Raw genomic sequence first — 26,594 nt, 5'->3', positions numbered from 1 at the left:
CATGGATATCGACGCCCTGCCACCGCCCGTGCGCACCGCGCTGCTCGTCCTCTCCGGATTGTGCGTCGCCGCTCTCGCGATCGTGGTCGTCACCGTGCCGCTCGACGAGCGCTCACAATGGCTGTTCGCGCTGTCCTCGATCGTGGGTGCGATCGTGATCGGCCGCTCCCGAAGCCGCCGCGCGACGCTCACCATCGCCGCGCTCTCGCTGGTCATCTCCACCCGCTATATTGTGTGGCGGACCACCAACACGCTGGAATTCGACAGCGTCCCCGCCTTCCTGCTAGGCAGCGGCCTGTATCTGGCCGAACTCTATGCCTGGGTGATCCTGGTGCTCGGCTTCCTCCAGACGAGCTGGCCGCTCGAACGCCCGGTGATCGAGGTGGAAGGCGCGCCCGAAGAATGGCCGATCGTCGACGTCTATATCCCGACCTATAATGAGAGCCTGGAGATCGTCCAGAACACCGTCTTCGCGGCGATGGACATGGACTATCCCGCCGATCGCTTCCGCGTGTTCATCCTGGACGACGGACGGCGTCCCGAATTCCAGGCCTTCGCGCGCACCGCCGGCTGCGGCTATCTGACGCGCGCGGACAATCTTCATGCCAAGGCGGGCAATCTGAACGCCGCGATGAAGAAGACCGATGGCGACCTGATCGCCATCTTCGACTGCGATCACGTGCCCACTCGTGCCTTCCTCCAGCTCACCGTCGGCTGGTTCCAGACCGACCCCAAGCTGGCGCTGATGCAGACACCGCACCATTTCTACTCGCCCGATCCGGTGCAGCGGAACCTGTCGGTCGCGCGCGACATGCCGGGCGAAGGCGACCTGTTCTACGGTGCGGTGCAGAAGGGCAACGATCTGTGGAACGCGACCTTCTTCTGCGGATCCTGCGCGATCATCCGCCGATCCGCGCTCGAGGAGACCAACGGCTTCGCGGGTGAGACCGTCACCGAGGATGCGCACACCGCATTGAAGCTTCAGCGCATGGGCTGGAACACCGCCTATATCGGCACACGGCTTTCCGCCGGCCTCGCCACCGAGAAGCTGGTGCTCCATGTCGGCCAGCGCATCCGCTGGGCGCGCGGCATGACGCAGATCTTCCGCATCGACAATCCGCTGCTCGGCCGCGGCCTCAACTGGCAGCAGCGGCTTTGCTACCTCAACGCGATGCTGCATTTCCAGTTTCCGCTGCCGCGGATCGTGTTCCTCACCTCGCCGCTTTCCTATCTGATCGCGGGGCAGAACATCATCCACGCATCGGCATCGCTGATCTTCGCCTATGCGCTGCCGCACCTGTTCCTGTCGATGCAGTCGAGCGAGCGCATCCAGGGCGGCGACCGCCGTCCGTTCTGGGGCGAGATCTACGAGACGCTGCTGGCCTTCCACCTGGTCAAGCCGACGATCTTCACGCTGTTCCAGCCGCGCAAGGGCAAGTTCAACGTCACCGACAAGGGCGGGCTGCTCGACAAGACCTATTTCGACTTCGCGATCGTGCGGCCGCACCTGATCACGATCGCGTTGCTGGTGTTCGGCATCGCGTTCGGCGTGGTGAAGTGGCTGTTCTTCCCGCACCTGTTCAACATCCAGAGCGACACGCTGGCGCTCAACGCCGCATGGGCGACGTTCAGCCTGATCATCCTGGTCGCCGCCGTCTCGGTCGCGCGCGAACGGCGCCAGACGCGCCAGCATATCCGCATCGACGTGGACGTGCCGGTCACGCTCTATTTCGAGGACGGCTATGTCGTCGAAGGCGCGTCGAACAACATCTCGATGGGCGGGCTGGCCGCGCGGATGCCGTCGGGCTTCGTGCTCCAGGGCCGCAACGTCACCGATATCTCGATGCCGATGGGCGACGATACGCTGACTATTCCGGTCGATACCGTGCGGATGGAGCGCGGGATTGCGCAGGTGCGCTTCCAGCAGCTCGATCGCGCGCGCGAACGGCTGCTGGTCCGCGCCGTGATGGGGCGTGCCGACGCCTGGGAGGGTACCAAGGTGAAGACCGGTGTTTCGGGCCTGCGTTCGATCCGCGACATTCTGACCGTCGATATCTCCACGCTCATCCGCATCGCGAAGGCGCCGGCCAATCGCCGCAAGCGCCGCCGGCTTTCCGACATCGCGGCGACGGGCGCGGCGCTGCTCTGCGCGCTGCTGCTCCTGCCGGATGCCGCGCGCGCGCAAGCGGTGCCCAAGGATGTGCCGGCCGTGCTGCCGGCCACCGGGATCGGCACCACGCAGCAGCGCGTGACCTTCAAGGATCTGCGCGTCACCAATCCCATCCGCCTTCAGGGCACGCGCGGCGAGATCGGCATTCCGTTCGGCATGCGCGGCAACCAGGTGGTGACGGGGGCCAATCTGACACTCAATTTCGCCTATTCGCCATCGCTGCTCGGCGATGTCAGCCAGCTCGTGATCCTGCTCAACGGTGAAGTGGCGCGCACCATCCAGCTCGATCCGGCGCTGGCCGCCGGCCAGGCGATCACGGTGCCGGTCAATCCAGCGATGTTCCTGCCGGGCAACAACCAGCTCAACATCCGCTTCCTGGGCCATTATGCGCGCGACTGCGAGGATCCCTTCCATTCTTCGCTCTGGGCGAACATCAGCAATGTCCGCTCCTATTTCGACCTTCAGGTGCAGACCTTGCCGCTCGCGCCCAGCCTGACGCGGTTGCCGGCGCCCTTTTTCGACCGGTACGACGTCGCGCCGCTGAAGCTGCCCTTCGTCTTCGCGGGCGCACCCAGCAATGCCGAATTCGAAGCCGCCGCGAGCCTCGCATCCTGGTTCGGCGGCATGGCGAGCTATCGCGGCTTCAGCTTCAAGCCGCTCTACAACCAGCTTCCGCGCGGCAATGCCGTGGTGTTCGTCACGCCGCGCCGGCAGATCGCCGGTCTTCCGCTCAATATCACCGGCGCGACCGTGGCGGTCGTCAAGAATCCGGCCGATCCCTTTGGCGAACTGCTGCTGGTGATGGGCCGCGACGATCGCGAGCTCAAGCTCGCCGCCGCCGCGCTCGCGTCGCGCAAGGGCGTGTTCGGCGGCGCCACGGCCTCGGTCGATGGCGTGCGCATCCCCAGCTATCCGCGCTACAGCGCGCCGCGCTGGCTGCGCACCGACCGGCCGGTGCGGCTGGGCGAGATCGTCGACGCCTATACGCTGCAGGGCATGGGCCTGCCGCCGGGGCCGCTCACCACCGCCTTCCGCGTCGCGCCCGATCTGTTCTTCTGGCCGCGCCAGGGAGCGACGCTCAACCTGGCCTATCGCTATCCGGGCGCGCCCTGGCTCGATCGCAAGGCCTCGCGGCTCGACCTGTCGATCAACGGGCAATATCTGCGCACCCTGCCGCTGGCGGGCGACGGCTGGCTCGACAGCCTGTCCGGCCAGAACAACACGACCTCGCACACCTCCAAGGCATCGGTGGTGCTGCCGCGCTACAATCTGTTCGGCCAGAACCAGCTCATTTTCGATTACAACCTGATCATCGCCGACAAGAAGAAGTGCGTGGGGACGCTGCCCGACAATGTCCGCACCAGCATCCTGCCTGAAAGCACGATCGACCTGACCCGCGCCTATCACGCGCTGCGCATGCCCGATCTCGCGACCTTCGCGAATGCCGGCTATCCCTTCACCATCCGCCCCGATCTCGCCGAGACCGCGGTGGTGATGGCGGCCCAGCCGAGCCCGGCGACGGTGGAGGCGTTCCTGCAACTGATGGGGCGGTTCGGGGATTCGACCGGCGCGCCCGTGACCGGCCTGACCGTCACGCGCGGCATCGATGCAGATGCGCTCGCGGCCAAGGACATATTGGTGCTCGGCGGCACCCAGCTCGCGCAACTCGGGGGCCTGTTCTCCGATGCGCCGGTCCGCTACGAGAATGGCCGCCTGCGGGTCGCCGAGCGCGGCGCGGTGGAGCGCGTGTTCGAAGGCCAGTCGCCCTTCGACCGGGCACCCGATCAGGCGGGCGAACTGCTCTACGGCACCGATAATTTCGCGGGCATCGTCAGCTTCCAATCGCCCTTCGAACGCGGCCGCACGGTGATCGCGCTGCTCGCGAACGATACCGTCAGCCTGCCGCTGATGATCGACGGGCTGGCGGACGTGAAGATCAACGCCCAGGTGCAGGGCGACCTGTCGGTCGTCAACGGCGAAGGCATGTCGAGCTTCGCGGTGGGCAACAGCTATTGGGTCGGCGACCTGCCGCTGTGGATGCGGATCGCCTATTGGTTCAGCGGCCACCCGATGCTGATGGCGTTTTCGGGCCTGCTCGTGGCGCTGCTGGTCTCCGGCCCGATCTACATGATCCTCAAGCGGCAGGAGCGTAGACGCCTGGCCGCCGTGGAGAAGCGTGATGCGTAACCCGGTTCGGCTGTTCGCCTTTTCGACGGCGGCGATGGCGATGGCCACACCCGCCATGCTGGCGGCACAGGCGCCCGGCGTCGCGGCCCTGCTGGAACAGGGGCGCTACTGGCAATCGCGCGGGCGCACCGATCTTGCCAACCAGGCCTATCGCCGCGTGCTCACGATCGATCCGGGCAATGCCGCCGCGCGCCAGGCACTGGCCGGGCCGCCGCGCCGGACTCCGGCTCCGGCTCCGGCGCCCAAGCCCACACCAGCACCCGCGCCGACCGCCCCGCGACAGGCCCCCACCCCAGTTGCCGCATCCACCACGAACGAAGCGCCGGTCCGGCCGCGTACCGAGCGACCGGCGCCCGCCGCCGACCGGGGCGGAGAGGCACGCGCGGCAGGTTTCCAGGCATTGGACGCCGGCGATCTCGCCACCGCCGCGCGCCGGTTCCAGACCGCATTGTCGCGCAATGCCAACGACGCCGATGCACTCGGCGGCCTTGGGCTGGTGCGGCTGCGGACGCAACAATTCGCCGAGGCCCGCGACCTGCTCCAGCGCGCCTCGCGCGGCGGCAACGCCTCCAAATGGGCCGAGGCGCTCAATTCGGCCCGCTTCTTCGCGGGCATCGCCGAAGGTGAGGCCGCAGCGGATGCTGGGCGCCTGGACGAGGCGCAACGCATCGCCGAAGGGCTTGTCCAGTCCGACTTCGCCGACAAGTCGCCCGCTTACGATCTGCTGGGCGGCATCTATGAACGCCAGGGCCGCTATGCCGATGCCGCGCAACTCTATGCGCAGGCAGCAGGCCGCAGCGGCGGCAAGGCCGAAGGATCGGTGCAGGCCCGTGCGATCCGCGCCCAGGCACTGGACGCGGCGTCGACAGGCAATGTCGTGCTCGCCGAACAGCTTTTCCAGCGCGGCATGATGGCCGACCCCAAGGATCCGTGGATCCGTTATGAGTTCGCACGTTTCCTGGAGAAGCGCGGCCGCCGCGCCGATGCGGATGCGATCGCGGGCGGACTGCGCACCTCGTCTGATGGCGAATCGCTCTATGCCGCCGCGCTGCTGCTGAGCCAGACCGACCGGGCATCCGATGCGGAAGCATTGCTCGATCGGATCCCGCAGGCCTCGCGCACGGCGGAAATGCGCGGACTGGCAATCAACATCAAGGCCGATGCCGCGATCGCCCGCGCGCGCACCATGGCCGGCCAGGGCCAGGGCAGCCAGGCCATGGCGGCGCTTCGCCAGCTCGCGGAGACGCCGGGGCTGACCATCGCGAACAAGGGGGCGCTTGCCGATGCGCTGTTCGATCTGGGCGATATCGCGGGCGCGTCGCTGATCGCGCAACAGGCGCTGTCCGAAGGGTCGGACGATCCGCGCGCTTACGAGCCGCTGGTCCGCGTGCTCGCCAAGAGCGGCCAGGACGCCTTCGCCCAATCGGCCGTGCATCGCGTCGCCGAGCAGGCGGGAAACACGCCCGATGGGCAGCGCGCCGTCGCCCGGCTCAACGGCATCCTCGTTGCCTCCCAATCGGAGCGGTTGCGCCAGCAGGGCCAGTTCGCCCAAGCCTTCGATCTGCTCCAGGCGCAATGGAACGCCGCGCCGGGCAATCCCGAACTGCTTTCGGCGCTGGCCCGGCTCTATCAATCGGGCGGCCTCTACCCACAGGCATCGCAGACCTTCCAGATGGTGCTGAACCAGGCCCCCCAGGACAAGGGCGCGCTGATCGGCCTGATCGATTCCGCGAGCGCGGCGGGCGATTTCGACAATGCGCGCCAGGCGACGGCGCGTGCGATCGCGCTCAGCCCCGGCGACTACAACGTCTATATGGCGGCGGCGCGCATGGAACAGGCGCGCGGCGACGAGCGCGCGGCGATGCGCTATCTTAAGCGCGCCCGCGAACTCTATGTTGGCGCCAGCGGCCGCGCCGCCGGAGGCTTCACCTCGGCCAATCCGTTCGCCAACCGGGCGCAGGGCGCGGTGGCCAATCCGTTCATGGCCGCGCAGCAGACGGTCAACCCCTTCGCGCTCGGCAATCCGCAGGCGGCGGCGCAACAGCCGATGCCGGCGCAGCAGATGTCGGCCTATCCGGCAGCGCCTCAGCCGATCAATCCGGCGCCGATGCCCGGTTACGCGCAGGCGGCTCCGGCCTATGCCGCGCCGATGGCCCCGGTGCCCCAGATGGCCCAGACGCCGATCACCGATCCCGTGCTCCAGTCGATCGATCGCGACATGCGCGCGCTCGGCACCGAGACGGGGCCGCGCGTCGATGTCAGCACCGGTTATCGCCAGCGTTCGGGCGAGGTGGGCCTGAGCCAGCTCAAGGAGCTGGGCGGCACGGCGGAGATTTCGACCGATTTCGCGGGTGGCCGCGTGTCCGGCAAGGCGAGCGCGGTGGTGCTCGACGCGGGCCGGCCAAGCGGTTCGGGCCTTGCGCGGTTCGGACGCAACGCCACCGCCGAGGCGATCGGCATCGTCGAACAGCAGCCCTCACAACTGACCCAGGCCGACACCCAGCACGCCTCCGGCGTCGCGGTGTCCGTGGGTTATGAGAACAAGATCTTGAAAGCGGATATCGGCACCACCCCGCTGGGTTTCGAGAAGAACCAGGTCGCGGGTGGCATCACCGTCACGCCGCGGCTGTCGCGCTATGCCACCGCGCGGATCTGGGCGGAACGCCGCCCCGTCACCGACAGCGTGATCTCGTACGCCGGCACCACCGATCCGGTTTCCGGCGCGTTCTGGGGCGCGGTGATGAAGGCCGGCGGCGGCGTTTCCTTCTCCTATGACAGGGACGGCAGCGGCGTTTATGCCGATGGTTCCTATTATCGCTATGACGGCACGAACGTCGCCGACAATCACGGCATCCAGGTGAATGTGGGCGGCTATCTGCGCATCTACCGCGATACGCGGTCGAGCCTGACGGTGGGCGTCAACGCCAATTACCAGCAGTTCGGCAACAACCAGAACTACTTCACCTTCGGCCATGGCGGCTATTTCAGCCCGCAGAGCTTCCTGTCGGTCAGCTTCCCGCTACGTTACGCGATGCGCGGCGAGCGGCTGGACGTCGATGCGAGCATCGTGACCGGCTATCAGAGCTACGATCAGGGCAGCAGCCTGCTTTTCCCGACCGATCCGGCGGCGCAGGGGCAGCTCGATTCGCTGAAGGCGCAGAATGACGATGTACGTTCGCGCTTCGACAGCATCAGCAAAACGGGCTTCGGCATCTCGGCGGGCGGCTCCGTCTATTACCGGGTCAGCCCCGGCACCCGAATCGGCGGAGAACTCAATCTCAACACCTTCGGCGACTATAACGAGTTCAAGAGCCTGATCGGTATCCGCCAGCAATTGGGTGGAGGGAACGAATGATGTTTCAGAAGCGTATTGAAGTCGACGCCGACATGAAAGAACTCGCGATCCTGTCCGGTTATCCGCTGCTGCGCTCCCACCCGGCGCTGCTGGCAGCCATGATCGGCGAGGTGAGCGAGGGCGCGACCGAGGAGCAGGCGCGTGGTTTCTTCAACGCCGTCGGCGTGCGCCTGGCCGCGATGCTGCAACTGACCGAGATCGACGATGTCGACGAACTCGTCGCACAGATGAACGCGCTATGGGACGCGCTGGGCCTGGGCCGCGTCAGCCTGGAACTCGACGACGAGGGGATCGACATCATCCATAGCGACCTGCCTGCCGTGCTGGACGCGGGCGACGACGGGCTGTGGATGCAGGCGGCGCCGCATATCCTGGAGGGCGCCTATGAAAGCTGGTTCCGCGGCCTCGGCAGCGGCCCCACGCTGACGACACGGCTGACGCGCGCGACGCCCGGCCTTGTCGAACTGCGTCATGGATATTGAACGGCGCGCGTTTCTCGCCCTGAGCATGCTGATGATGTCGGGATGCGCGAGCGCAGCGCCGAAAAAGCCCGTGCAACTCGTCGGCTGGGACGCGTTCAAGGCCCGGTACCTGCTGGGCGAAGGCCGCATCGCCGACAGCGGCAATGGCGGCATCAGTCATAGCGAAGGCCAGGGCTACGCCATGCTGCTCGCCGAGATCACCGGCGATCGCGACAGTTTCGACCGCCTTCACGGCTGGACGGAAACCACGCTGATACGCCCCCATGAAGCGCTGTTCTCCTGGCGGTTCGAACCCGGCAAGGGCGTGACCGATCCCAACAACGCCACCGACGGCGACATATTGATCGCCTGGGCACTGATGCGCGCGGCGGCGCGCTGGCGCGACGCCCGCTACGGCGAACGTGCCAAGGCGATCCGCGCCGCGATCCATGCGCATCTGGTCCGCAAACAGGGGCCGCGCACCGTGCTGCTGCCCGGCCTGACCGGTTTCGATCATGCCGGCCGCACCACCATCAACCTCTCTTATTATATCTGGCCGGCGCTCGACGCCTTCCGCAAGGCCGACGGCGCCGATCGCTGGGCGCCGGTGATCGCCGACGGCGAAAAGCTGCTGGTGGAGGCACGCGCGGGCCCGCTGCAACTGCCCACCGACTGGACCGATATCGGCGCCGACGGCCACGCCGCGCCCGCGGTCGACAAAGCACCGCGCTTCGGCTTCGACGCCATCCGCATCCCGCTCTACCTGGCGCTCGGCAACCGGCGGGCGGGCGCCGAGACCATCGCGCGCTTCTGGCGGAGCTATGCCGAACCGGGAAAGCCGATCCCGGCCTGGGTGGACGTGAAGACCGGCGAGGTTGCACCCTATCCGCTTTCGGACGGCGGCTACGCGCTGGTGCGGCGGCTGCTCGGCCCCGCCGCGCCGATGCGGCCGGAGGCCGGCCCGGCGGATTATTATTCCACGGTGCTCAAGCTGCTGGCGCAGATTTCCTAGAGCGCCCCAACCTCAAGCAACTTTCCGCCGGTGCCGAAATCGATCGCGTCGCGGGCCTCGGGCGTCAGCCATTCATAATCCTCCAGTGCGGCGAGCGTCTTCTGCGCGAAGGCGAAGGGCAGGAAGGGAATGTCGCTGCCAAAGACGAGACGCTCCGGCCCGACCAGCGACAGCGCGGCATCGAGGCTGGCAGGGCCCGCCGAGACGGCGGTGTCGAAATAAAGCTGCTTCAGATAGCTTTGCACGCTGCGCCCGCGCGCGTTGAATTCGGCATAGGCCGGGCGCGGCGAATGCTCCATCATGCTCAGGCGCCAGGCGACGAAGGGCAGGGTTCCGCCGAGATGCGACAGCACCCAGCGGATATTGGGATAGCGATCGAATATGCCGGTGAAGATCATCTCCGCCACGCAACGCGTGGTATCGAACACGAATTCCAGGATCGGCGGCGGCAAGGTGAGGCTCAGCGCCTCGGCGCCCGCGGGAACCCCGGGGTGGAGCAGCACCAGCGTCCCCTTCGCGTCGAGCATTTCGAGCAACGGCGCGAAGGCCGGATCGGACCAGTAGCGCCCCTGGCTGCTGGTGAGCAGGATCAGGCCCTCCAGCCCCGATCCCTCCAGCCGCCGAAGCTCCGCCATCGCGGCGGGCACGTCGGGCAGCGGCAGGGTCGCAAGCCCACCGATTGCGCCGGGATGATCGGCCTTGAGTCGGACGAGCAGATCGTTGGTCCGGCGCGCGAGATCGACCGCCAGCACCGGATCGCCGAAATCGACGCCCGGCGCCGAAATCGACAGCAACGACCGCGCGATGCCGAGCTGCTCCATCCCCTCGAACAACCCGTCCAGGCTCCATTGCGGAAAGGGCACGCGACCGACCGAGGCGATGCCGGCGGCAGCCAGTGTCTCGCGATAGATGTCCGGGACGAAATGGGTGTGGAAATCGATCCGCCCGCGCCGCGCCATGCCGTTTCTCTCCATCCTCCACTTACGATCCAGCGTTGACGCGCTCGATTATTTTGTCAAGTATCTGGACAAAATCACGAGGGAGAGTCGCCGTGGCAAGTCGATTGATACGGCCGATCACAGATGCCGAAGTGGAAGCGTTCGAGACGACGGGCGCGGTTTGCCTGCGCGGCATGTTCGATCCCGACTGGATCACCCGGATGCGCGAGGCGATGGACCGCGTGCTCGCCGATCCGGGGCCGATCCATATAGAATCGGCGGGGGACGGCGGACGGCTGGCGGTCGAGACCTATGCGTGGCGCCGCGACGCGACCTTCCGCGACTATGCCTTCGCCTCCCCCGCCGCGGCGATTGCGGCGCGTCTGCTACGCGCGGAGAAAGTGAATCTCCTGTTCGATCAGATGCTGGTGAAGGAACCGATGACGCCGACGCCGACGAGTTGGCATCAGGATGGGCCCAACTGGCCGATTCACGGCAGCCAGGCTATATCGCTGTGGATGGCGCTCGACGATGTCGACCAGCAATCGGGCGCGATGCGCTATGCATCCGGCTCGCATCACGGGCCGGCCTATGCCTCCTCCACCAATTTCGTCCGCCATATCCGGCCCGATGCGAAGAATACGAGCGGCGAGCCCTGCCCCGATTTCGACAGCCTCGAAAACGGCCCGGAGGTGGTCGGCTGGGATGTGCGGCCCGGCGATGTGCTGGCGCACCATATGTGGACCGCGCATGCCGCGAACGGGAACCTTTCCCCCGATCGCCGCCGCCGCGCGCACACGACGCGCTGGGCGGGCGAGACGGCCCGTTTCCAGGCGGGCTATTACAAGCTGCGCATGCCCTTCACGCCGACGCTTGCCGACGGTGATCCGCTCGACAGCGAGCATTTCCCGGCGGTGTCGTTCGAGCGGGACTGGGATCTGGTCGAACAGGTTTGAGCCGCCTCCTGTCATTCCCGCGAACGCGGGAATGACAGGCTGCAACTATCGAGTCACCGCAGCGCCACGTCGAGCGCCTTCACCCCCCACAGGAAGTTACTGCGCATCAGTGCCGGTTCGCCAAGGATGCGGTAATCGGGATAGCGGCGCAGGATCTCGCCCAGCATCAGCGACAATTGCGTGCCGGCCAGCCGCGATCCCAAGCAGCGATGCACGCCGATGCCGAAGGTGAGGTGGCGGTTCGCATTGGGCCGGTCGAGGATCAGCCGGTGCGGATCGGCGAACATCTCCGGATCGCGATTGGCCGCACCATACAGCATCACGATCCGCTCGCCCGCCGCGATCACCTGCCCGCCCACTTCGGTATCCTGCGTGGCCGTCCGCATGAACTGAACGACCGGCGAGACATGGCGCACCAGTTCGTCGACGGCCTTGCCCATCATCGCGGGATTGGCGGCAAGGCGCGCACGCTCCTCGGGATAGGCCGCCAAGGTGAGCATCGCGCCCGACAGCGAATTGCGCGTCGTATCGTTGCCCGCCGCGATCAGGGTGGCGGCGAAGCCCTTGCGGATTTCCGGATCCATCGGCTCGCCATCGACCGTCGCATGGGCAAGCGCGGTCATCACATCGTCGCGCGGCTCGCGGCGGCGTTCTTCCATCAGCCACAGGCTATATTCGAACATCTCCTCATAGGCGCTGCTCGCATCGTCGATGTCGCGCGCATAATCGGGGTCGTCGCTGCCGAGCACGCGGTTGGTCCAGTCGAAGATACGATGCTCGTCGCTGGCCGGCATGCCGAGCAACAGGCTGATCATCTTGATCGGGATGACCGCCGCGATCCGCTCGACGAACTCGATGGGTGCGCCGCCATTCTCCGCCTGCTCGCGTTCCAGCCCTTCGAACAATTCGGCGACATAGAGGTGAAGCTGTTCCTCGACGCGCCTGAGCCCGGCGGGCATGAAAAAGGGCTGGGCGGGCCCGCGCTGGTGCATCTGTTCGGGCGGGTCGGTCGCGATCAGCGTGCGCGCCAGGACGGAGGTGACCGAAGGCCACATGCCCGCGCGCACATCCGTGGTCAGGCGGAAACCGCGTGTCGAGGTGAAACGCGCCGGATCGCGCGAGACGGTTTCGATATCGCGGTGGCGCAGCAGCGCCCAGAAACCCGGCTGCACCGCCGATCCGGGATGGCGATAGACCGGGCTTTCGACGCGCAGCCGATCGTAAAGTTCATGGGGATGGCCGGCGGCGAAGAGGTCGGGATCGAGCAGGTCGAGCACCGGTTTCTCGCGGTCGCGCTCAAGGGTTGTGGTCATATCACTCTCCTGAAGAACCAATATTCAAAGCCGGTGCCAGCCGCCATCGACCATCCAGGTCTGCCCGGTGATCATCGCCGTGCCGTCCGAACAGAGGAAGGAGACGGCGGATGCGATCTCTTCGGGCGTGCCGAGACGCGGGATCGACTGGCGCGCCGCGATCGAGGACGCCAGCGCGTCGATCCGGTCGAACTTCTCGCGCGTGCCCTCGGTCGCAACGAAGCCGGGGGCAACCGCATTGACGGTGACGCCATAGGCGCCGAGATCGCTGGCGAGCGCACGGACCAGGCCGACCAGCCCCATCTTGCTGGCGACATAGGCGGCGACCTCGCGCCGGGGCACGCCGATCGTGCCCGACGCGATCATCACCATCCGCCCCCGGCCGCCAGACCGCATCGCCGGCGCCAGCCCCTGCGCCAGCAGCATCGCGGCATCGAGTTTGACCGCGAACACCTGCCGCCAGGCATCGAGCGTCAACGTCTCGACCGGCGTGGTCGGAAATACGCCTGCCGCATGGACGAACATGTCGCATCGCCCCCAGGCGGCGACCTGTTCGAGCAGCGTGGCGATCGCATCGGGATCCGCCAGATCGCAGGCGAAGGCGCGACTGCCGGGCAGCGTCGCGGCAGCCTCGCCCGCCGGTAGCCGATCGACCAGCGCCACGCGCGCACCGCCCTGCGCGAGCGTCCGGGCGATCGACAGGCCGATCCCGCGCGCCGCGCCCGTCACCAGCGCCGTCCATCCCGCATGCACGCCGTCCACTCGCGCCATCCTTTCGCCCGCATCATCGCGACGCCCGAAAAAATAATCAAGTAGATTGACTAACTGCGACCGACTTATATGCTCGCCCCCAGCATCGCAGAATGCGGGAGAGGGATATGACCGCGGCGTCACAGCTTCAGGGAAGATCGGCGATCGTGACGGGCGCATCGCGCGGAATCGGCCTGGCGACGGCACGGCTGTTCGCGGCCGAAGGTGCCCATGTCATACTCGTCGGGCGCGATGCCGACAGGCTGGAGGCCGCCGCCGCATCGATCGGCGACAGCGCCGTCGCGATCGCCGGCAACGTGGAGGATGCGGACACGATCGCGCGCGCCACAGACGCCGCGCTGACCGCCACCGGCCGGATCGACATCGTGGTCAACAATGCCGGCGGGCCGCCGCCCGACGGGCCGCTGGTCGCGATGCCGATGGCCGATTTCGACGCCGCGCTGTCGCTCAACCTGCGCGCGCCATTGCTGTGGATCCGCGCCGCCTGGGCACGATCGATGCGCGAGCATGGCGGCGCGATCGTCAACATCGCATCGATCGGCGGGCTTTCCGCACCGCGCGCGATGGGCGCCTATGCCACTGCCAAGGCGGGGCTGCTCCATATGACGCGGATGCTCGCCGCCGAGCTCGGCCCCACGATCCGCGTCAACGCGATCGCGCCGGGCGTGGTCCGCACCGATGCGACCGCCGCGGTCGATTACGACGCCTTCGCGCGCATCCTGCCGATGGGGCGGATCGGCGAGGCCGATGACATCGCCAACGCCGCGCTGTTCCTGGCGAGCGCACGATCGGGCTGGATCACCGGCGAGACCATCACGATCGACGGCGGCACGCTGGTCCAGACCGGGCGGCTGAAACGCGGCTGGCAGGATGAATATGGAAAGGGTGAGGAGCGATGACGATCAAGGTAATCCAATGGGCGACGGGCGCGATCGGCAAGACCTGCCTGCGCCAGATCATCGACCATCCCGATCTCGAGCTTGCGGGCCTGTTCGTCTATTCCGAACACAAGGTGGGCAAGGATGCCGGCGAGATCGCCCGGCGCGGCGAGACCGGGATCATCGCCACCAACTCGGTCGACGAGATCGTCACCACGGACGCGGATGTGGTGCTCCACCTGCCGCTCAACCCGTCCGAATCCTATGACGAGCATGACGAGATCATCAAAAGGCTGCTGCGCAGCGGCAAGAGCGTGATCAGCACGATCGCGCACACCTATCCGCTCGCCGAGGGTGACGACTATGCCCGTGGTTTCGAAGAGGCCTGCCGCGAAGGGAATTCGGTGCTGTTCGGCACCGGCATCAATCCCGGCTTCATCGGCGAGCGGCTTTCCATGCTGCTCACCAGCGTCTGCACCCAGGTGGACAGCGTCGAGGTGACCGAGATCTATGATTGCTCCGACGTGCTGTCGCCCGGCTTCATCTTCGACCTGATGGGCGTCGGCAAGCCGGTGGAGGAGATCGCCAGCGGCCCGCGCGTGCAGAAGGTGTTCAAGCACATCTTCGGCGAAGTCGTCGGCTTTGTCGGCAATGCGATGCAGGTCGAGTTCGACGAAGTCGTCGCCGACCACGAATTCGGCGTGGCCGACAAGGATATCGTCCTGCCGGTCGGCGTGGTGAAGGCGGGCGGCGTCGTCAATTTCCGCTGGCGCTTTCGCGGCATGAAGGACGGCAAGCCCTTCTTCACGATCCAGATGCTGTGGCTGCTCGACCGGTCGATGCCCGGCTGGGACCATGACGATGGCTGGGAGATCGAGATCAAGGGCGCACCGGGGCTGAAGGCCCGCATCGACCTGGTCGAGCCCGAAGGCATGCCCGACCGATCGAAGGCGATGCAATATTGCGTCGCCGGCCCCGTGATCCGCGCCATTCCCGAAGTGGTGCGCGCCAAGCCGGGCATCCTGATCGCGCCCTCCTTCGCCGCATACAGCCCCCGGATGACGGCATGAGCGACGCGCCCGTCCGCGACCAGTTCATCGGCGGCCGCTGGGTGCCGGCCGCGGACGGCCGCACCTATCCCGACACAAGCCCTTATGACGGCCGGCTGGTGGCGCAGACGGTCGCATCGGGCCGTGCCGACGCGCAGGCGGCGATCGATGCGGCGGCGGCCGCCTTTCCCGCCTGGGCCGCGACGACGCCGCAGGCCCGCGCCGCCATCTTCCTGCGCGCCGCCGACATTTTGGCGCGCCGCGCCGCCGAGGTGCGCGCGATGCTGACGGCGGAGACCGGCGCAACCCAGGGCTTCGCCGCGTTCCAGGTGGCGCGCAGCATCGACACTTTGCGCGTCGCCGCGGGCTGGCCCTATCTGGCGGTGGGCGAGGTGCTGCGGAGCGGCGTGCCCGGCCGCTTCGCCTTCACCGTGCGTCATCCGCTGGGCGTGGTCTTCGGCATCACGCCGTGGAACGGCGCGCATATCCTGGCGTGGCGGACGATCCTGACGCCGCTCGCCTATGGCAACACCGTCGTGCTCAAACCCTCCGAGGACGCGCCAGTCGTGGCCGGGCTGATGATCGCGGAAGTGATGGAGGAAGCGGGCCTGCCCGCCGGCGTACTCAACGTGATCACAAACGCGCCGGGCGAAATCGGGCCGGTCGCCGATGCCGTGTTCGAAAGCGATGCCGTGCGGCTGATCATGTTCACCGGATCGGCACCGACCGCGCGCCGGCTCGCCGAACGCGCGGGCCGGCACCTGAAGCGCACCGTGCTCGAACTGGGCGGCTATAATCCGCTGATCGTGCTGGCCGATGCCGATGTCGATCGCGCGGTAGAGGCGGCTTTGTTCGCGTCCTTCTACCATCAGGGCCAGATCTGCATGAACGCGCGCAAGATCATCGTCGAGCGCCCGCTGTTCGAGCGGTTCACCACCGCCTTCGTCGCGCGCGCGGAGACATTGGTGCGCGGCGATCCTGCCGATCCTGCCACCTTCATCGGCCCGCTCATCACCGATCGCGCCGCCGAACTGGTCGAGGCGCAGGTGGCGGAGGCGGTCGCGGCGGGCGGCCGCATCCTCACCGGCGGCACGCGCGACGGCCGGCTGTTCGCGCCCACCATAGTCACCGACGTGCCCGCGAGCGCGGATGCCGCGCGCGAGGAGATTTTCGGCCCGGTCGTGCTGGTGGAGGCGGCCGACAGCGGCGAGGATGCGGTGCGCATCGCCAACGCCACCTGTTACGGCCTCTCCGCCGCCATATTGTCGGGCAATGCCGATCGCGCGCTGGCGCTGGCGCATGGCCTGGAAGCCGGCATGATCCAGGTGAACGAACAGACCGTGGCCGGCGAGATCGGCTTTCCCAATGGCGGGGTGAAGCAGAGCGGCTGGGGCTATACCGGCCCCGCCGGGCTCCATGATTTCACCGAGATCCGCCAGATGAGCGTGCAGGCCGCGATCGGCGCCTATCCGGTGCCGAAACCATGAACGGACCGCTTGCCGGGCGCACCGCCGTCATCACCGGCGCGGCGATGGGGATCGGCGCCGCCTATGCGCGGCGGCTGGCGGCCGATGGCGCGCGCGTCGCGCTGATCGATCGCGAGGATTGTTCGCCCGTCGCCGACGCCATCGTCTCGGCGGGCGGCGAAGCATCCGCCTTTCGCTGCGACCTGACCGTCCAGCAGGAGATCGACGCGACGGTCGCGGCGGTGCTCGCCTGGCGTGCGGGTCCGCTGATCCTGCTCAACAACGCCGGCGCCTATCCGGTGACGCCGCTGGAGACACTGACGCTGGCGCAATGGCGCGCGATCTTCGCGCTCAATGTCGAGGCGAGCCTGTTGATCGCGCTTGGGCTGATCCCGGCGATGAAGGCGGATGGCTGGGGGCGCATCATCAATATCGGTTCGTCGATCCTGACGCTGCCGCGCCAGGGCGTCGCCGCCTATACCGCCAGCAAGATGGCGGTGATCGGCCTTACCCGTGCGCTGGCGAGCGACCTGGGCGGGCACGGCATCACCGTCAACGCCATATCCCCCGGCCTCACCCGTACGTCGGGCACCGAGCGCCAGCTCGACGCGGCGGGGCGCACGGGCCTGTTCGACGATTTCGCGCGAAACCAGCCGATCGGCAGGGTGATAGAGGCGGACGACATGACCGGGCTCGCCGCCTTCCTGGCCGGCGACGGATCGGCGATGATGACGGGGCAGACCTTGCTCGTCGATGGCGGGTTGAGCCGGCTATGACGCCCTACCTGATCTATGGCGCGGATATCTCGCCCTATATGCAGCGCCTGACGGTGCAGCTCGACATCAAGGGGCTGGCCTATCGGGTGATGCCGCCGCCGGGCGGGCTGCACTCCGACACGTTCCGCGCGATCAGCCCGATCGGCAAGATCCCGGTGCTCCAGGCCGGAGACTTCATCCTGCCCGAATCCGAGGTGATCTGCGACTATATCGAGGATCGCCATCCCGAACCCGCGCTGCGCCCGGCGACGCCCGAGGATCGTGCGCGAACCCGGCTGATCGCGCGGATCGTGGACCTTTATGTAATGGGGCCGATGACGCCCCTGTTCCGCCAACTCCGCCGATCGGGCCGCGACCCGGCGATCGTCGATCCGGCCATCGCCGCGATCGAGGCCGGCCTGTCGCATCTCGACCATGCGATCGACGATCGCGGCCATGCGGTGGGCGATACGCTGAGCCTCGCCGATCTCGCGGCGGCGCCGGTGCTGCGCTACATCGTCCAGTATCTGCCGGTCTTTGACCGGGCCGATCCGCTGGCGGCCCATCCGCGCCTTGCCGCCTATTGGCCGGCGATCGCCGCCCGGCCCGACATCGCCCGGGGCATCGCCCGGATCGAGGCGGGATGGGCAGCGCTGCGGGCTGTCGCGAAGAGCCCAGACTAGCCCCAGACCTCGCGCGCGACGCGCACGAAATTCTGCCCCAGGATCTTGTCGACCCGCGCCTGCGAATGGCCACGGCTGCGCAGCAGCCGGGCAAGGTCGCGATACTGGCTCGGCCCCTGAAGATCGATCACGAAGAAGGGCGCATCCTCCTTCTCGCCCGGCGCGGCGATCCCCTGGCTGCGGCGCTGCGCGATATATTGGCGCTGCGTCTCCAGATATTCCTTCATATTGGGCACCGGAGACATCGGGCCGTCAGTGCCGATGCCGACATGATCCTCACCGCAGATCTTGATCGCATGCTCGATATGCTGCGCCACATGTTCCGCGCGCGCTGGTCCCGAATGGGTGAGGAAGGGCATGAAATAGATGCCGACATAGCCGCCGCGCTCGGCGACCAGACGCAGTTCCTCGTCGGTCTTATTGCGCGGCACATCGACGAGCGCGCGGCAGCCAGTATGGGTGATCGCGATCGGGCGCGGCGAGTGGCGGACGGCATCCAGACAGGTCTTCTGCCCGCTATGCGACAGATCGCAGAGCAGCCGCCGCTCGGCGAGCTTTTCGACGACGCTGCGACCGAACGGAGAGAGCGGCCGGTTTTCCGGCACGATCGATCCGTCACCCACCGCCGTCGGTGCGTTATAGGTGAGCTGGAAGACGCGCAGGCCGAGATCGGCGAACAGATCGACGCGCTCGACCTTGTCGCCCAGCATGGTGCTGTTCTGGCAGCCATAGATCACGCCCAGCTTGCCCTCGCGCCTGGCGCGTACGATGTCGTCGGCCTTCAGCACATGCAGCAACTGGCCCGAGCGCTGTTGCAGGATGCGGTTCCATCGCCCGATATCGGCGACGCTGTGTTCGAAGGGATCGATATCCCCCGCGACATGCCCCAATGTGATGTTCACCGCATTGATGCCGGCGGCCAGCGTGTCGCGTACCGCGCTGTCCGTCACCATTTCCGGCCGGCTTTCGACGATCAACGGCTTCGATCCCGGCGGCGGCGGCGGTGCGTCGAACCCGAAAAGGGTGCCGAGCGAATTGACGAAGACGCCGCCACCCGATGCGCCCGTCGCGCTCCGCGCGTGCGCCGTGCCCGCCGCGCCGACCGCGAGCGCCGCTGCAGTCGCCGAACGGATGAGAAAATGCCTGCGATCCTGTGTCATTTCTTGTCCCCCTTGTTGATGGTGCGTGGTTGGCGCGGCTGCATGCCGGCAGCGACGAACAATGCGTCCGGATCGAAGATCAGCCCGTCCTTCATGACGAGCGACGTGCGGGCGATGTCGGAAACGGTCCGGGTCGGGTCGCCATCGACCAGCACGAGATCGGCGAGCTTGCCGGCTTCGATCGAGCCGAGCCGGTCGCCCGCGCCGGCCACGCGCGCGGCGCCGAGCGTCGCCATGTAAAGCGCCTCGCCCGGCGTCAACCCCGCCTCGACATAGGTTTCCAGTTCGCGCGGCAGCGTGATGCCGGGCGGTCCATCGGTGCCCGCGACCATCGTCACCCCCGCGCGGTGCATCATCATGAACATCTGCCCCAGCCGATTGAGCGACTGGCGGTTGCGCAGGCGTTCCGCGTCGTTCTGCGCGATGCCCCCGCCGGAGACCGAGCGCGCGACCGTGGCGGGCAAACGATCGGCGAAGGCAGCGATGCTCGGCACCGGCTGGCCCGGCGCCGCCATCAGCGTGTCCTCCAATATGCTCAAGGTCGGATCGAGCACGATACCGCGCTTGCGCGTCAGCGCGACCAGATCGCGCACCGCCCGGCTGGAGAGATCGATGTCGCGGCCATGCTCGCCAAGCGCGGTGAGCCGGGTGGGCGTGTTGGTCTTCGCGACCACCTCCGGTCCCATCAGTCCGAGCATCCAGAAATTGGCGTGGTTGATCTCGTCGAAGCCCGCTTCGATCGCCTGCGTCATCGTCATGCCCGCAGGCACATGGCCGCCGACGCGCAGTCCGCGGCGATGCGCCTCCGCGATGATGACGGGCACCAGATCGGTGGACAGCGAACTGTAGAGCTTGACGGCCGGATAGCCCGCATCGGCGGCGCGCGCGACGGCAGTCACCGCTTCCTCCCTGGTGCCGACGAGCAGCTCAGTCGGCCCGGCCAGCGGATGGCGCCCGTCGATCATCGCCGAGCGGAAGACCCGCGGACCGATCAACCGGCCCGAATCCCATGCGGCGATCCGTTCGGACAGCGACGCGATCTGGTTGGCGAGATCGCGCGCGCTCGTCACGCCCGACGCGATCGCGAGCAGCCCGCCGGTATTGTCGGCCAGATGGGTATGCATGTCGAACAGGCCCGGCAGCAGCGTACGGCCGCCGCCGTCGATCACCTCGGCGCCATCGGGAATCCGCGCGGCCTTCGCCGCCCCGACCCATTCGATCCGGTTGTCGCGCACGATCACCGTGCGATGTTCCGCACGGCCGCGCTTCGCCGCATCGTAAAGCGTCACGTCGCGGAACACGACCGCACCCGCCGGCTTGCGCGCCAGACTCCTTGCCTGATCGATCTCGCGCCGGGTCAGCGCCTGTTCCTGCGCCTTCACCAGTTCGTCGCCCAGCGTGCCCAGCCCCTTGCGCCGTGCGGACACCCAGCCATTGCCTTCGAGCACAAGATCGTTGGCATCGTCGAGCCAGACCGGGCTGGGCGCGAACGACAGGCCATGGATGAAATAGAGCGTCGCCTTGCCGCCGGCGGGCAGCGGGTGATCGGCCACCCGCTCGATCCGCGCCTTGCCGCGCGGCAGCAGCGCAAGTTCGCCGCCAGGCGCGCGCAGCAGCGCGGCGGCCAGGCTGCCCGTCGTGTCCATGCTGCCTTCGTGCGGCAGGTAGAAGCCGGGCACGCGGCTCTCGCCCTGGTCGGCGCGGCTCTTCCACCGCCCGATCTCTCCGCTGCGGTCGAAACGCTCGTCGACGGTGCCACGCAGATAATTATGGCCATTGGCCAAATAGGCGATCGGAATGCCATTGGCGTCGGATCGCTGCTCGGTCCGAAAATCCGGGCCGCGCCCGCGATCGACATAATGGAAATGGACGCGGCGCACGCCCTGTTCGGTGGCGACGGTCATGCTGCCGCGCACGCTGCCCAATATGACGACATCGTAGTCGCCATCGGCCGCCGCCGGTGGCGCGGCCAGCGCGGCGGTCGCCAGCAGACATGCCGCGAGGCTTCGTCGAAGCCGACGGATCTGTTTCACGGTCCTTCCCTCCCCTTTTGTCTCGGTCGTGCCGTCAGTCCGGGGAACCACCCGAACTCTTTCGTGGCGGGCGCGATTTTTTCGCGAATCACGGGTGCGAAGGGTGCAATCGCCACACCGCATCGAAGCGGCTCAAACAGGTGGAGCGTCCGATTCCGGCCTTTTCGAAGACCAGGCAAGAACAGCGACAGTCATTCAGTCTTTGCGTTCCGGATATTCTTTCCCACGATCGCGCATTTTTCTTTGTCGACGCCGAATTTCGTTTCAGATCAGCGACATTCGACGTTAGGCCCAGGCCATCGACGATCGAAGATGGTTGGACATATGGATATCGACGAGGGTCAGAAATGGTCCGCGCTGGCGACGATCTGGCAGACGCCCGCCGACGCGATCGACGTCGCGCATGTACAGCGCCAGCTTCGCCGTCGTGCGCGCAACGCCGCGATGCTGTTCGCGATCGATCTGGCGCAAGGCGTGGTCCAGATCCTGCTGGGTCTGTTCCTGCTCTATCGCGACGACTGGCCCTCGCGACTGGTCGCCATATCGCTGCTGCTGTTCGGCGGCTTTGCCATCGGCCTGGCGCTCTGGACGCGGTTCGCAACGGATCGCGCCAGCCTTGCCAGCGCCGATGGCGCGTTCCGCGTGTCGATCCGCCAGGCTGAAGCGGGGATCCGCTGGGCGATATCGGGCTATTGCGTCGCCGCGACCGGCATCATCCTGTTGCTGGTGCTCGGATACGCCCATGCCGACCCTGCCTATCGCAGCGTCGTCCCGCTTCCCTATTGGGAAAAGGCGGTGTTCGCGATCGCCTATCTCGGCCTGCTGCTCTGGCGCTGCACGCGGTTACTGCGCGAGAACAGGCGCTATCTGCGGGGGCTTCACGCAATCGAGGACGATCTGTTCCCGCCTGAGCCCGGCACTGCGCGAAGCGGAGCGGACGGCTGATCGCGATGGCGCGCGAGGCAGCATTTCAGACTCTGTTACGGGATCATGGGCCGATGCTGGCGCGCATCGCGGCCAGCTACGAAGCCGACCCCGCGAAAAGACAGGAATTGCAGCAGGACATATTGGCGGCGGTCTGGCGTTCGCTGCCCAGCTTTCGCGGCGACGCGTCGATCCGCACCTTCCTGGCGCGGATCGCGCACAATCGCGCGATCAGCCATGTCGCGCGCGCGGCCGCCGAACCGCGCATGGCGGAACTCGACGACGCGATACCCTGTGGCCAGCCATCGCCCTTCGACGAGATCGAACGCAACGACCAGCAGCGCCGGCTGATGAACGCGGTCCGCACATTGCCGCTGAGCGCGCGCGAACCGGTGGTGCTGACGCTGGAGGGCTTCACCCCGCGTGAGATCGCCGCGATGCTCGGCCTGACGCCCAACAGCGTGTCGATCCGGTTGACCCGTGCCAAGGAGATGCTGCGCGCGGCGCTGGGAAGCTGACGCCCCGACGAACTGGCCGGGGCGTCTGGCCGGATCAGAAGCGCGTATCCAGGCTGATCCCGATCACGCGCGGTTCGACGACGGGCGAGACATAATAGACCGCCGTCGCCCCGCGCCGCAGCGGCACAGGCGACAGGAAAGCACGTTTGTCGAACAGGTTCTTGGCGAACAGGCGCAGCGTCCAGCGATCGTCCGAGAGCGCGGCGCTGGCATCAACCAAGCCATAGGCGCGCGCGCGCCGCGCCGCCGGATTGCTCTCCAGCATTGCGAAACGGCTACCGACATAACGATAGCCCAGATTGAGGTGCAATTCGCGGGCGCCCAATGCGGTCCGATAATCGGCGGTGGCGGAGCCGCTGAAGCGCGGAATGAACGAGATACGGTCGCCATCCTTGCCACCCAGCGGCACGGCGCCGCTTCGGATTCGCGCGTCCGTATAGGCGCCGTTGACGCCAAGCTGCAGCCCTTGCGCCGGACGCAGCATCGCTTCGAACTCGAAGCCCTTGCTGCGCGCCTTGCCGCCATTGGCGAGATAACCCAGATTCTGCGCGGTCAGCAGGTTGATCTGGATATCATCCCAGTCGATCAGGAAGGCGGTGAGGTTGAACAGCGCGCGCCGGTCGAACAGTTCCGATTTCAGTCCGATCTCGTAATTGCGGGTGGAATCGGAATTCACCTTGGGCGGCACGCCGGGCAGCGCGACATTGGGTCCGCCCGGACGATAGCCCGTCGCGAAGCGCGCATAGAGCATCGCGTCGCGCGCCAGATGAAGCTGCGCATTGGCCATATAGGTGACCACGTCTTCCGACGACCGGTTATTGGGTACATTGCCTTCGCCCAGCATGGGCCCGGTGGTGATCTGGCTATAGACCTGATCGTTCCTGGCCCAGCGCAGCCCGGCGCCGATGTCGATCAGATCGCCGAAACTATAGCCGAGATTGCCGAAAAGCGATTTCTCCTCATAGCCCGAATCGAGCACCACGGTTCCGAACGGAGTGAGCCCGGCGATCAGCGTCCCGTCGGTCCGCCGCGCCTGCAGATCCTGATGGTAGGAGGCGGTCTCGTCGGTATAGAAACCGCCCACCATCCATTTGAACGCGGTTTCCCCGGTCGAGCTCAGCCGCACTTCCTGCGTGAACTTGGCGACGCGACTGCGATATTTGAGCGGCACGATGCCCGTGGTATTCGGCGGGCAGGCCGACAACAGTCCGCAGAAGAGCGGGATGAACGCGGCATAGGGCTCGGTCAGGTCGGACGTGTCGTGCGAGGAGCCGCGCGAATAGCTGGTGATCGACAGCAGTTCGGCACCACCCAGCGACCAGGCGAGGCTTCCCGAATAATGCTGGAGCCGCTGATCGAAACCGGTCAGCACATGACGCTGCTGCGGCAGATCTCCGCCGGCCGGCTTGAGCGTGACGGGATCGAGCGATACATGGCTGGAACCATCGGCGCGATTGCGCTGATACAGGCCGGAAAGCCTGATGGTGACATCATCGCTTGCCTGCCAGAGCATCGCGAGCCGGGCATTGACCTGCCGCGCGTCGTTGATGTCGCTCAGGCCCAGCCTGGGATTGTCGACATAACCGGGCGAGCGTCGCGACAGGAAGCTGCCGCGCACGGCCAGCGTATCGGTCACCACCGGCAGGTTGAGCGCTCCGCGCACCGCCCAGCCGAGTCCACCGCCATGGGCGGTATCGGAAAGTTCGCCGCCCAGCCGGACGGAGGTGTCGCCCGTATCGGGCTGCACGGTCACATATTTGATCAGCCCGCCCAGCGCATTGGCGCCATAGAGCGTGCCCTGCGGACCGCGCAGCACCTCCACCCGTTCGACGTCATAAGGCGTCAGATCGACGACGATCGAGGATCCGGCGGCCAGACCGCTGCTCGACCCCACCGGCGTATCGTCAATATAGGTGCCGACCGCCGCTGTCTCGCCCAGCGGCGCCAGGCCGCGCAGCGCGATATAGCCATGCCCCTGCCCGCCCCGGCTGGTGAAGACCAGCCCAGGCACATAGCCCGCATAATCGGCGAGTTGCGTCGCGCGCACAGCCTGGAGCTGATCGCCGGTCACTGCGCTCACCGATGCCGGCACGTCCTGTAGCCGTTCCGCGCGCTTGTCGGCGGTCACCACGATATCCCCAAAGCCGGGTTCTTCACCCTGGGGCGCGTCCTGCGCCGCCGCCATGGCCGATATCGTCAGCATGCCGAGCGCGGATCCGACGCGCAGCATGGTTCGGATCGTCGATTTCCTCATCACCTTCCCCCCTTTTCTTTCGCGCCGATCTTTCGCCACGATGGGGCATTAGTCGGGGGGTGATCGAAATCCTTTCCGGGCCGGCGAATGTCAGTGCGTGACGACGCGTCCCGTCGCCACGATGGTCACCAGAATCTCCTGGTGTCGACCAGATCCCCTTGCGCGTCAGCGGCCGCGTCGACAAGATCGCCCTTGTCGTCTTCGGCGAGCAGCGTGGACGCGGCCGGACCTTCGACGCCCAGCGCCGTCAGAACGTCGCGGGCGGTCACGAGATCGTTGAGCGCGCCGAGCCGATCCTGCAACGCTTCCAGCGCCCTGATGAAACGCTTGTATCTTCGCTGCTCGCGCTTGCGGCCGAAAAACGGCGCGAAGAATTCCGCCGCATAGCGAAGTTTCTTGGCATGCTTGCGCAGCGCATGCCGCGCCTCGTCGTCGAGATGCGCGATGCGGCGGCCCTTGCGCTTCACCTTTCGGCGGAAACGATCGAGCGCCGCGACCGCGAAGCCACGCGCGGGTTGATCCCCGTCCGCCTCGCCACCGGACGATCCGGACCAGTTCGCGGTCGCCGCCCATTCGGCAAGGTCGAGCATGATCCCGCGCACCCGCGCGGAAAGCAACGCGTCATGCACGTGCTCGTAAGCGGCCGTGCGCGCCGCCGCGATCCGGTCGTGCAGCGGACCATGCCCGGCGCGTTCCAGCAGCATGTCGAGATTGCGGACGTTCCCGAGTTCGGACGCCAGCCAGCGCAAGTCCTCGCCCAGCGCCACACCGTCAGCACCGATCATCGGCCTGAAGATCGAAAGCGCGGACCGCAGGCGGCGCAGCGCGACGCGCGCCTGATGCAGCGCCTCTGGATTCGGCTCCGTCAGCAACACCGCTTCGTTGAGGCGAAACTGGCGGATGCATGACTGGACGATCCGCCGGAACGCCTGCGCCACCGTCGCCTCGCCATCGAGTTGGATCCGCTCCGCCCTGGCCATTGCCGACGCCGCCGCGATCAGGCGATAACCGCGTTCGGACTTGGTCACGACGCCCAGCCGCACCGGCACCACAGTGTCAATCCTGCGCGCGAGGGCGAACAGCGCCGCTGGATCGCCCGACTTGAGTTCGAGCTCGATCTCGCAGACCGGCGAACAGCGTTCGCCCGCCACGACCTCGCCACGATCCAGCACCAGCTCGATGATCGCATCGCCCTCGACGACGACCCATTCGTGCCGGTCGATCTTCACCTCGAACGCGGGCGCGACCGCATCGAGCGCATCACCCAGCAGCGTCGCGAGCGGCGTGGTGCAATCCAGAACGGGATTGTCGTCCGTCACCGCACGCTCCCATTCGGACCGGACGAACAACCCGGCCGCGCCCGCGCCTGACGCCTTGACCGTCTGGATACGCTTGCGGCCCGAACGGCGGATGCGCAGCGAGAAACCCGCCCGCGCCAGATCCCGATCTGGCGTATCGAAATAGATCGATCGCTGCCTGACCTTGCGGGGATCCCCGGACAGCATTCCGGAGGCTTCGATCCGGGCAGCCGCGTCGCCCGTCAGCTCCAGCTTCAGTTCGATCTCGTCTGCCATATGCGCCTTTTCCCAGCGAGCAGGCCGGATTCCCTGCGACGGAACCCGACTCATAGCAGATACATGCCCCGCCAATCGTCAACGTATTGCATCACCGCTCTCGCCGAGCGCCTGCCCGAATGCGCGACCGCGTCCTT

The 26,594-nt window shown here is 67.0% G+C and carries 19 protein-coding genes; 12 read left to right on the top strand and 7 right to left on the bottom strand.

Going from position 1 to position 26,594, the window contains the following annotated elements; genetic code table 11:
* Position 1: 1 nt before the first annotated feature.
* From bcsA to ACODTA_RS17635, 4 genes are read left to right on the top strand one after another with little or no spacing between them, the layout of a single operon-like run.
* Complete coding sequence (bcsA, locus tag ACODTA_RS17650; protein WP_489067289.1) at positions 2–4,357, top strand: UDP-forming cellulose synthase catalytic subunit; 4,356 nt, start codon at positions 2–4, stop codon at positions 4,355–4,357.
* Positions 4,350–7,712 carry a cellulose synthase subunit BcsC-related outer membrane protein gene (locus ACODTA_RS17645; RefSeq protein WP_489067288.1) on the top strand — a complete coding sequence of 1,121 codons (3,363 nt, stop codon included), beginning with the start codon at positions 4,350–4,352 and terminating at the stop codon, positions 7,710–7,712. The genes bcsA and ACODTA_RS17645 overlap by 8 nt, the downstream gene beginning before the upstream one ends.
* A gap of 32 nt (positions 7,713–7,744) precedes the next feature.
* Positions 7,745–8,194: a cellulose biosynthesis protein BcsD gene (bcsD, locus tag ACODTA_RS17640; RefSeq protein WP_489067287.1), complete on the top strand. Its 450-nt coding sequence runs from the start codon at positions 7,745–7,747 to the stop codon at positions 8,192–8,194.
* Positions 8,195–8,225: 31 nt separating this feature from the next.
* Positions 8,226–9,185, top strand: coding sequence for a family 8 glycosyl hydrolase (locus tag ACODTA_RS17635; protein ID WP_489067286.1), 960 nt, complete (start codon positions 8,226–8,228; stop codon positions 9,183–9,185).
* Here the strand turns inward: ACODTA_RS17635 and ACODTA_RS17630 are convergent.
* Positions 9,182–10,144: an amidohydrolase family protein gene (locus ACODTA_RS17630; protein ID WP_489067285.1), complete on the bottom strand. Its 963-nt coding sequence runs from the start codon at positions 10,142–10,144 to the stop codon at positions 9,182–9,184. The two genes, ACODTA_RS17635 and ACODTA_RS17630, sit on opposite strands and share 4 nt — an antisense overlap.
* Positions 10,145–10,236: 92 nt before the next feature.
* Between ACODTA_RS17630 and ACODTA_RS17625 the strand changes: the two genes are divergently transcribed.
* Positions 10,237–11,079 carry a phytanoyl-CoA dioxygenase family protein gene (locus tag ACODTA_RS17625; protein WP_489067284.1) on the top strand — a complete coding sequence of 281 codons (843 nt, stop codon included), beginning with the start codon at positions 10,237–10,239 and terminating at the stop codon, positions 11,077–11,079.
* A 53-nt stretch (positions 11,080–11,132) separates the two neighbouring features.
* Here ACODTA_RS17625 and ACODTA_RS17620 read toward each other — a convergent pair whose 3' ends face one another.
* The gene (locus ACODTA_RS17620) at positions 11,133–12,392 is read right to left on the bottom strand and encodes a cytochrome P450 (RefSeq protein ID WP_489067283.1); all 1,260 of its coding nucleotides are present in this window, start codon (positions 12,390–12,392) and stop codon (positions 11,133–11,135) included.
* Positions 12,393–12,416: 24 nt separating this feature from the next.
* On the bottom strand, positions 12,417–13,154 hold the full coding sequence (locus ACODTA_RS17615) for an SDR family NAD(P)-dependent oxidoreductase (RefSeq protein ID WP_489067282.1): 738 nt from the start codon (positions 13,152–13,154) through the stop codon (positions 12,417–12,419).
* Between the two features lie 116 nt (positions 13,155–13,270).
* Here ACODTA_RS17615 and ACODTA_RS17610 point away from each other — a divergent pair, with 116 nt between their 5' ends.
* Genes ACODTA_RS17610 through ACODTA_RS17590 form a run of 5 tightly spaced genes read left to right on the top strand, consistent with a single transcriptional unit; the run spans position 13,271 to position 17,994 of the window.
* Positions 13,271–14,062 carry an SDR family oxidoreductase gene (locus tag ACODTA_RS17610; protein WP_489067281.1) on the top strand — a complete coding sequence of 264 codons (792 nt, stop codon included), beginning with the start codon at positions 13,271–13,273 and terminating at the stop codon, positions 14,060–14,062.
* Positions 14,059–15,111: an NAD(P)H-dependent amine dehydrogenase family protein gene (locus tag ACODTA_RS17605; RefSeq protein WP_489067280.1), complete on the top strand. Its 1,053-nt coding sequence runs from the start codon at positions 14,059–14,061 to the stop codon at positions 15,109–15,111. The genes ACODTA_RS17610 and ACODTA_RS17605 overlap by 4 nt, the downstream gene beginning before the upstream one ends.
* Complete coding sequence (locus ACODTA_RS17600; protein ID WP_489067279.1) at positions 15,108–16,577, top strand: aldehyde dehydrogenase family protein; 1,470 nt, start codon at positions 15,108–15,110, stop codon at positions 16,575–16,577. The genes ACODTA_RS17605 and ACODTA_RS17600 overlap by 4 nt, the downstream gene beginning before the upstream one ends.
* Positions 16,574–17,332 carry an SDR family NAD(P)-dependent oxidoreductase gene (locus ACODTA_RS17595; protein ID WP_489067278.1) on the top strand — a complete coding sequence of 253 codons (759 nt, stop codon included), beginning with the start codon at positions 16,574–16,576 and terminating at the stop codon, positions 17,330–17,332. The genes ACODTA_RS17600 and ACODTA_RS17595 overlap by 4 nt, the downstream gene beginning before the upstream one ends.
* The gene (locus ACODTA_RS17590; protein ID WP_489067277.1) at positions 17,329–17,994 is read left to right on the top strand and encodes a glutathione S-transferase family protein; all 666 of its coding nucleotides are present in this window, start codon (positions 17,329–17,331) and stop codon (positions 17,992–17,994) included. Before ACODTA_RS17595 ends, ACODTA_RS17590 begins: the two co-directional genes overlap by 4 nt.
* Here the strand turns inward: ACODTA_RS17590 and ACODTA_RS17585 are convergent.
* Together ACODTA_RS17585 and ACODTA_RS17580 are read right to left on the bottom strand one after the other, a co-directional pair.
* Positions 17,991–19,154, bottom strand: coding sequence for a dipeptidase (locus tag ACODTA_RS17585; RefSeq protein WP_489067276.1), 1,164 nt, complete (start codon positions 19,152–19,154; stop codon positions 17,991–17,993). The genes ACODTA_RS17590 and ACODTA_RS17585 overlap by 4 nt on opposite strands.
* Entirely contained in the window at positions 19,151–21,187 is a 2,037-nt protein-coding gene (locus tag ACODTA_RS17580) for an amidohydrolase family protein (protein WP_489067275.1), read from the bottom strand. The genes ACODTA_RS17585 and ACODTA_RS17580 overlap by 4 nt, the downstream gene beginning before the upstream one ends.
* Before the next feature lie 324 nt (positions 21,188–21,511).
* Here ACODTA_RS17580 and ACODTA_RS17575 point away from each other — a divergent pair, with 324 nt between their 5' ends.
* Both ACODTA_RS17575 and ACODTA_RS17570 read left to right on the top strand, forming a co-directional pair.
* On the top strand, positions 21,512–22,132 hold the full coding sequence (locus tag ACODTA_RS17575) for a hypothetical protein (RefSeq protein ID WP_489067274.1): 621 nt from the start codon (positions 21,512–21,514) through the stop codon (positions 22,130–22,132).
* A 5-nt stretch (positions 22,133–22,137) separates the two neighbouring features.
* Positions 22,138–22,629 (top strand): RNA polymerase sigma factor, encoded by a 492-nt coding sequence (locus ACODTA_RS17570; protein WP_489067273.1) that lies wholly within the window; start codon positions 22,138–22,140, stop codon positions 22,627–22,629.
* A 34-nt stretch (positions 22,630–22,663) separates the two neighbouring features.
* Here the strand turns inward: ACODTA_RS17570 and ACODTA_RS17565 are convergent, their stop codons facing one another.
* Both ACODTA_RS17565 and ACODTA_RS17560 read right to left on the bottom strand, forming a co-directional pair.
* Complete coding sequence (locus ACODTA_RS17565; RefSeq protein ID WP_489067272.1) at positions 22,664–24,883, bottom strand: TonB-dependent receptor; 2,220 nt, start codon at positions 24,881–24,883, stop codon at positions 22,664–22,666.
* A 125-nt stretch (positions 24,884–25,008) separates the two neighbouring features.
* Complete coding sequence (locus tag ACODTA_RS17560) at positions 25,009–26,457, bottom strand: CYTH and CHAD domain-containing protein (RefSeq protein ID WP_489067271.1); 1,449 nt, start codon at positions 26,455–26,457, stop codon at positions 25,009–25,011.
* Between the last annotated feature and the right edge of the window lie 137 nt (positions 26,458–26,594).

It is taken from the genome of Sphingomonas sp. FG14, from assembly GCF_057809675.1.
Note: the sequence above shows the minus strand (reverse complement) of the source record. Positions and strands in the feature narration are given on the sequence as shown.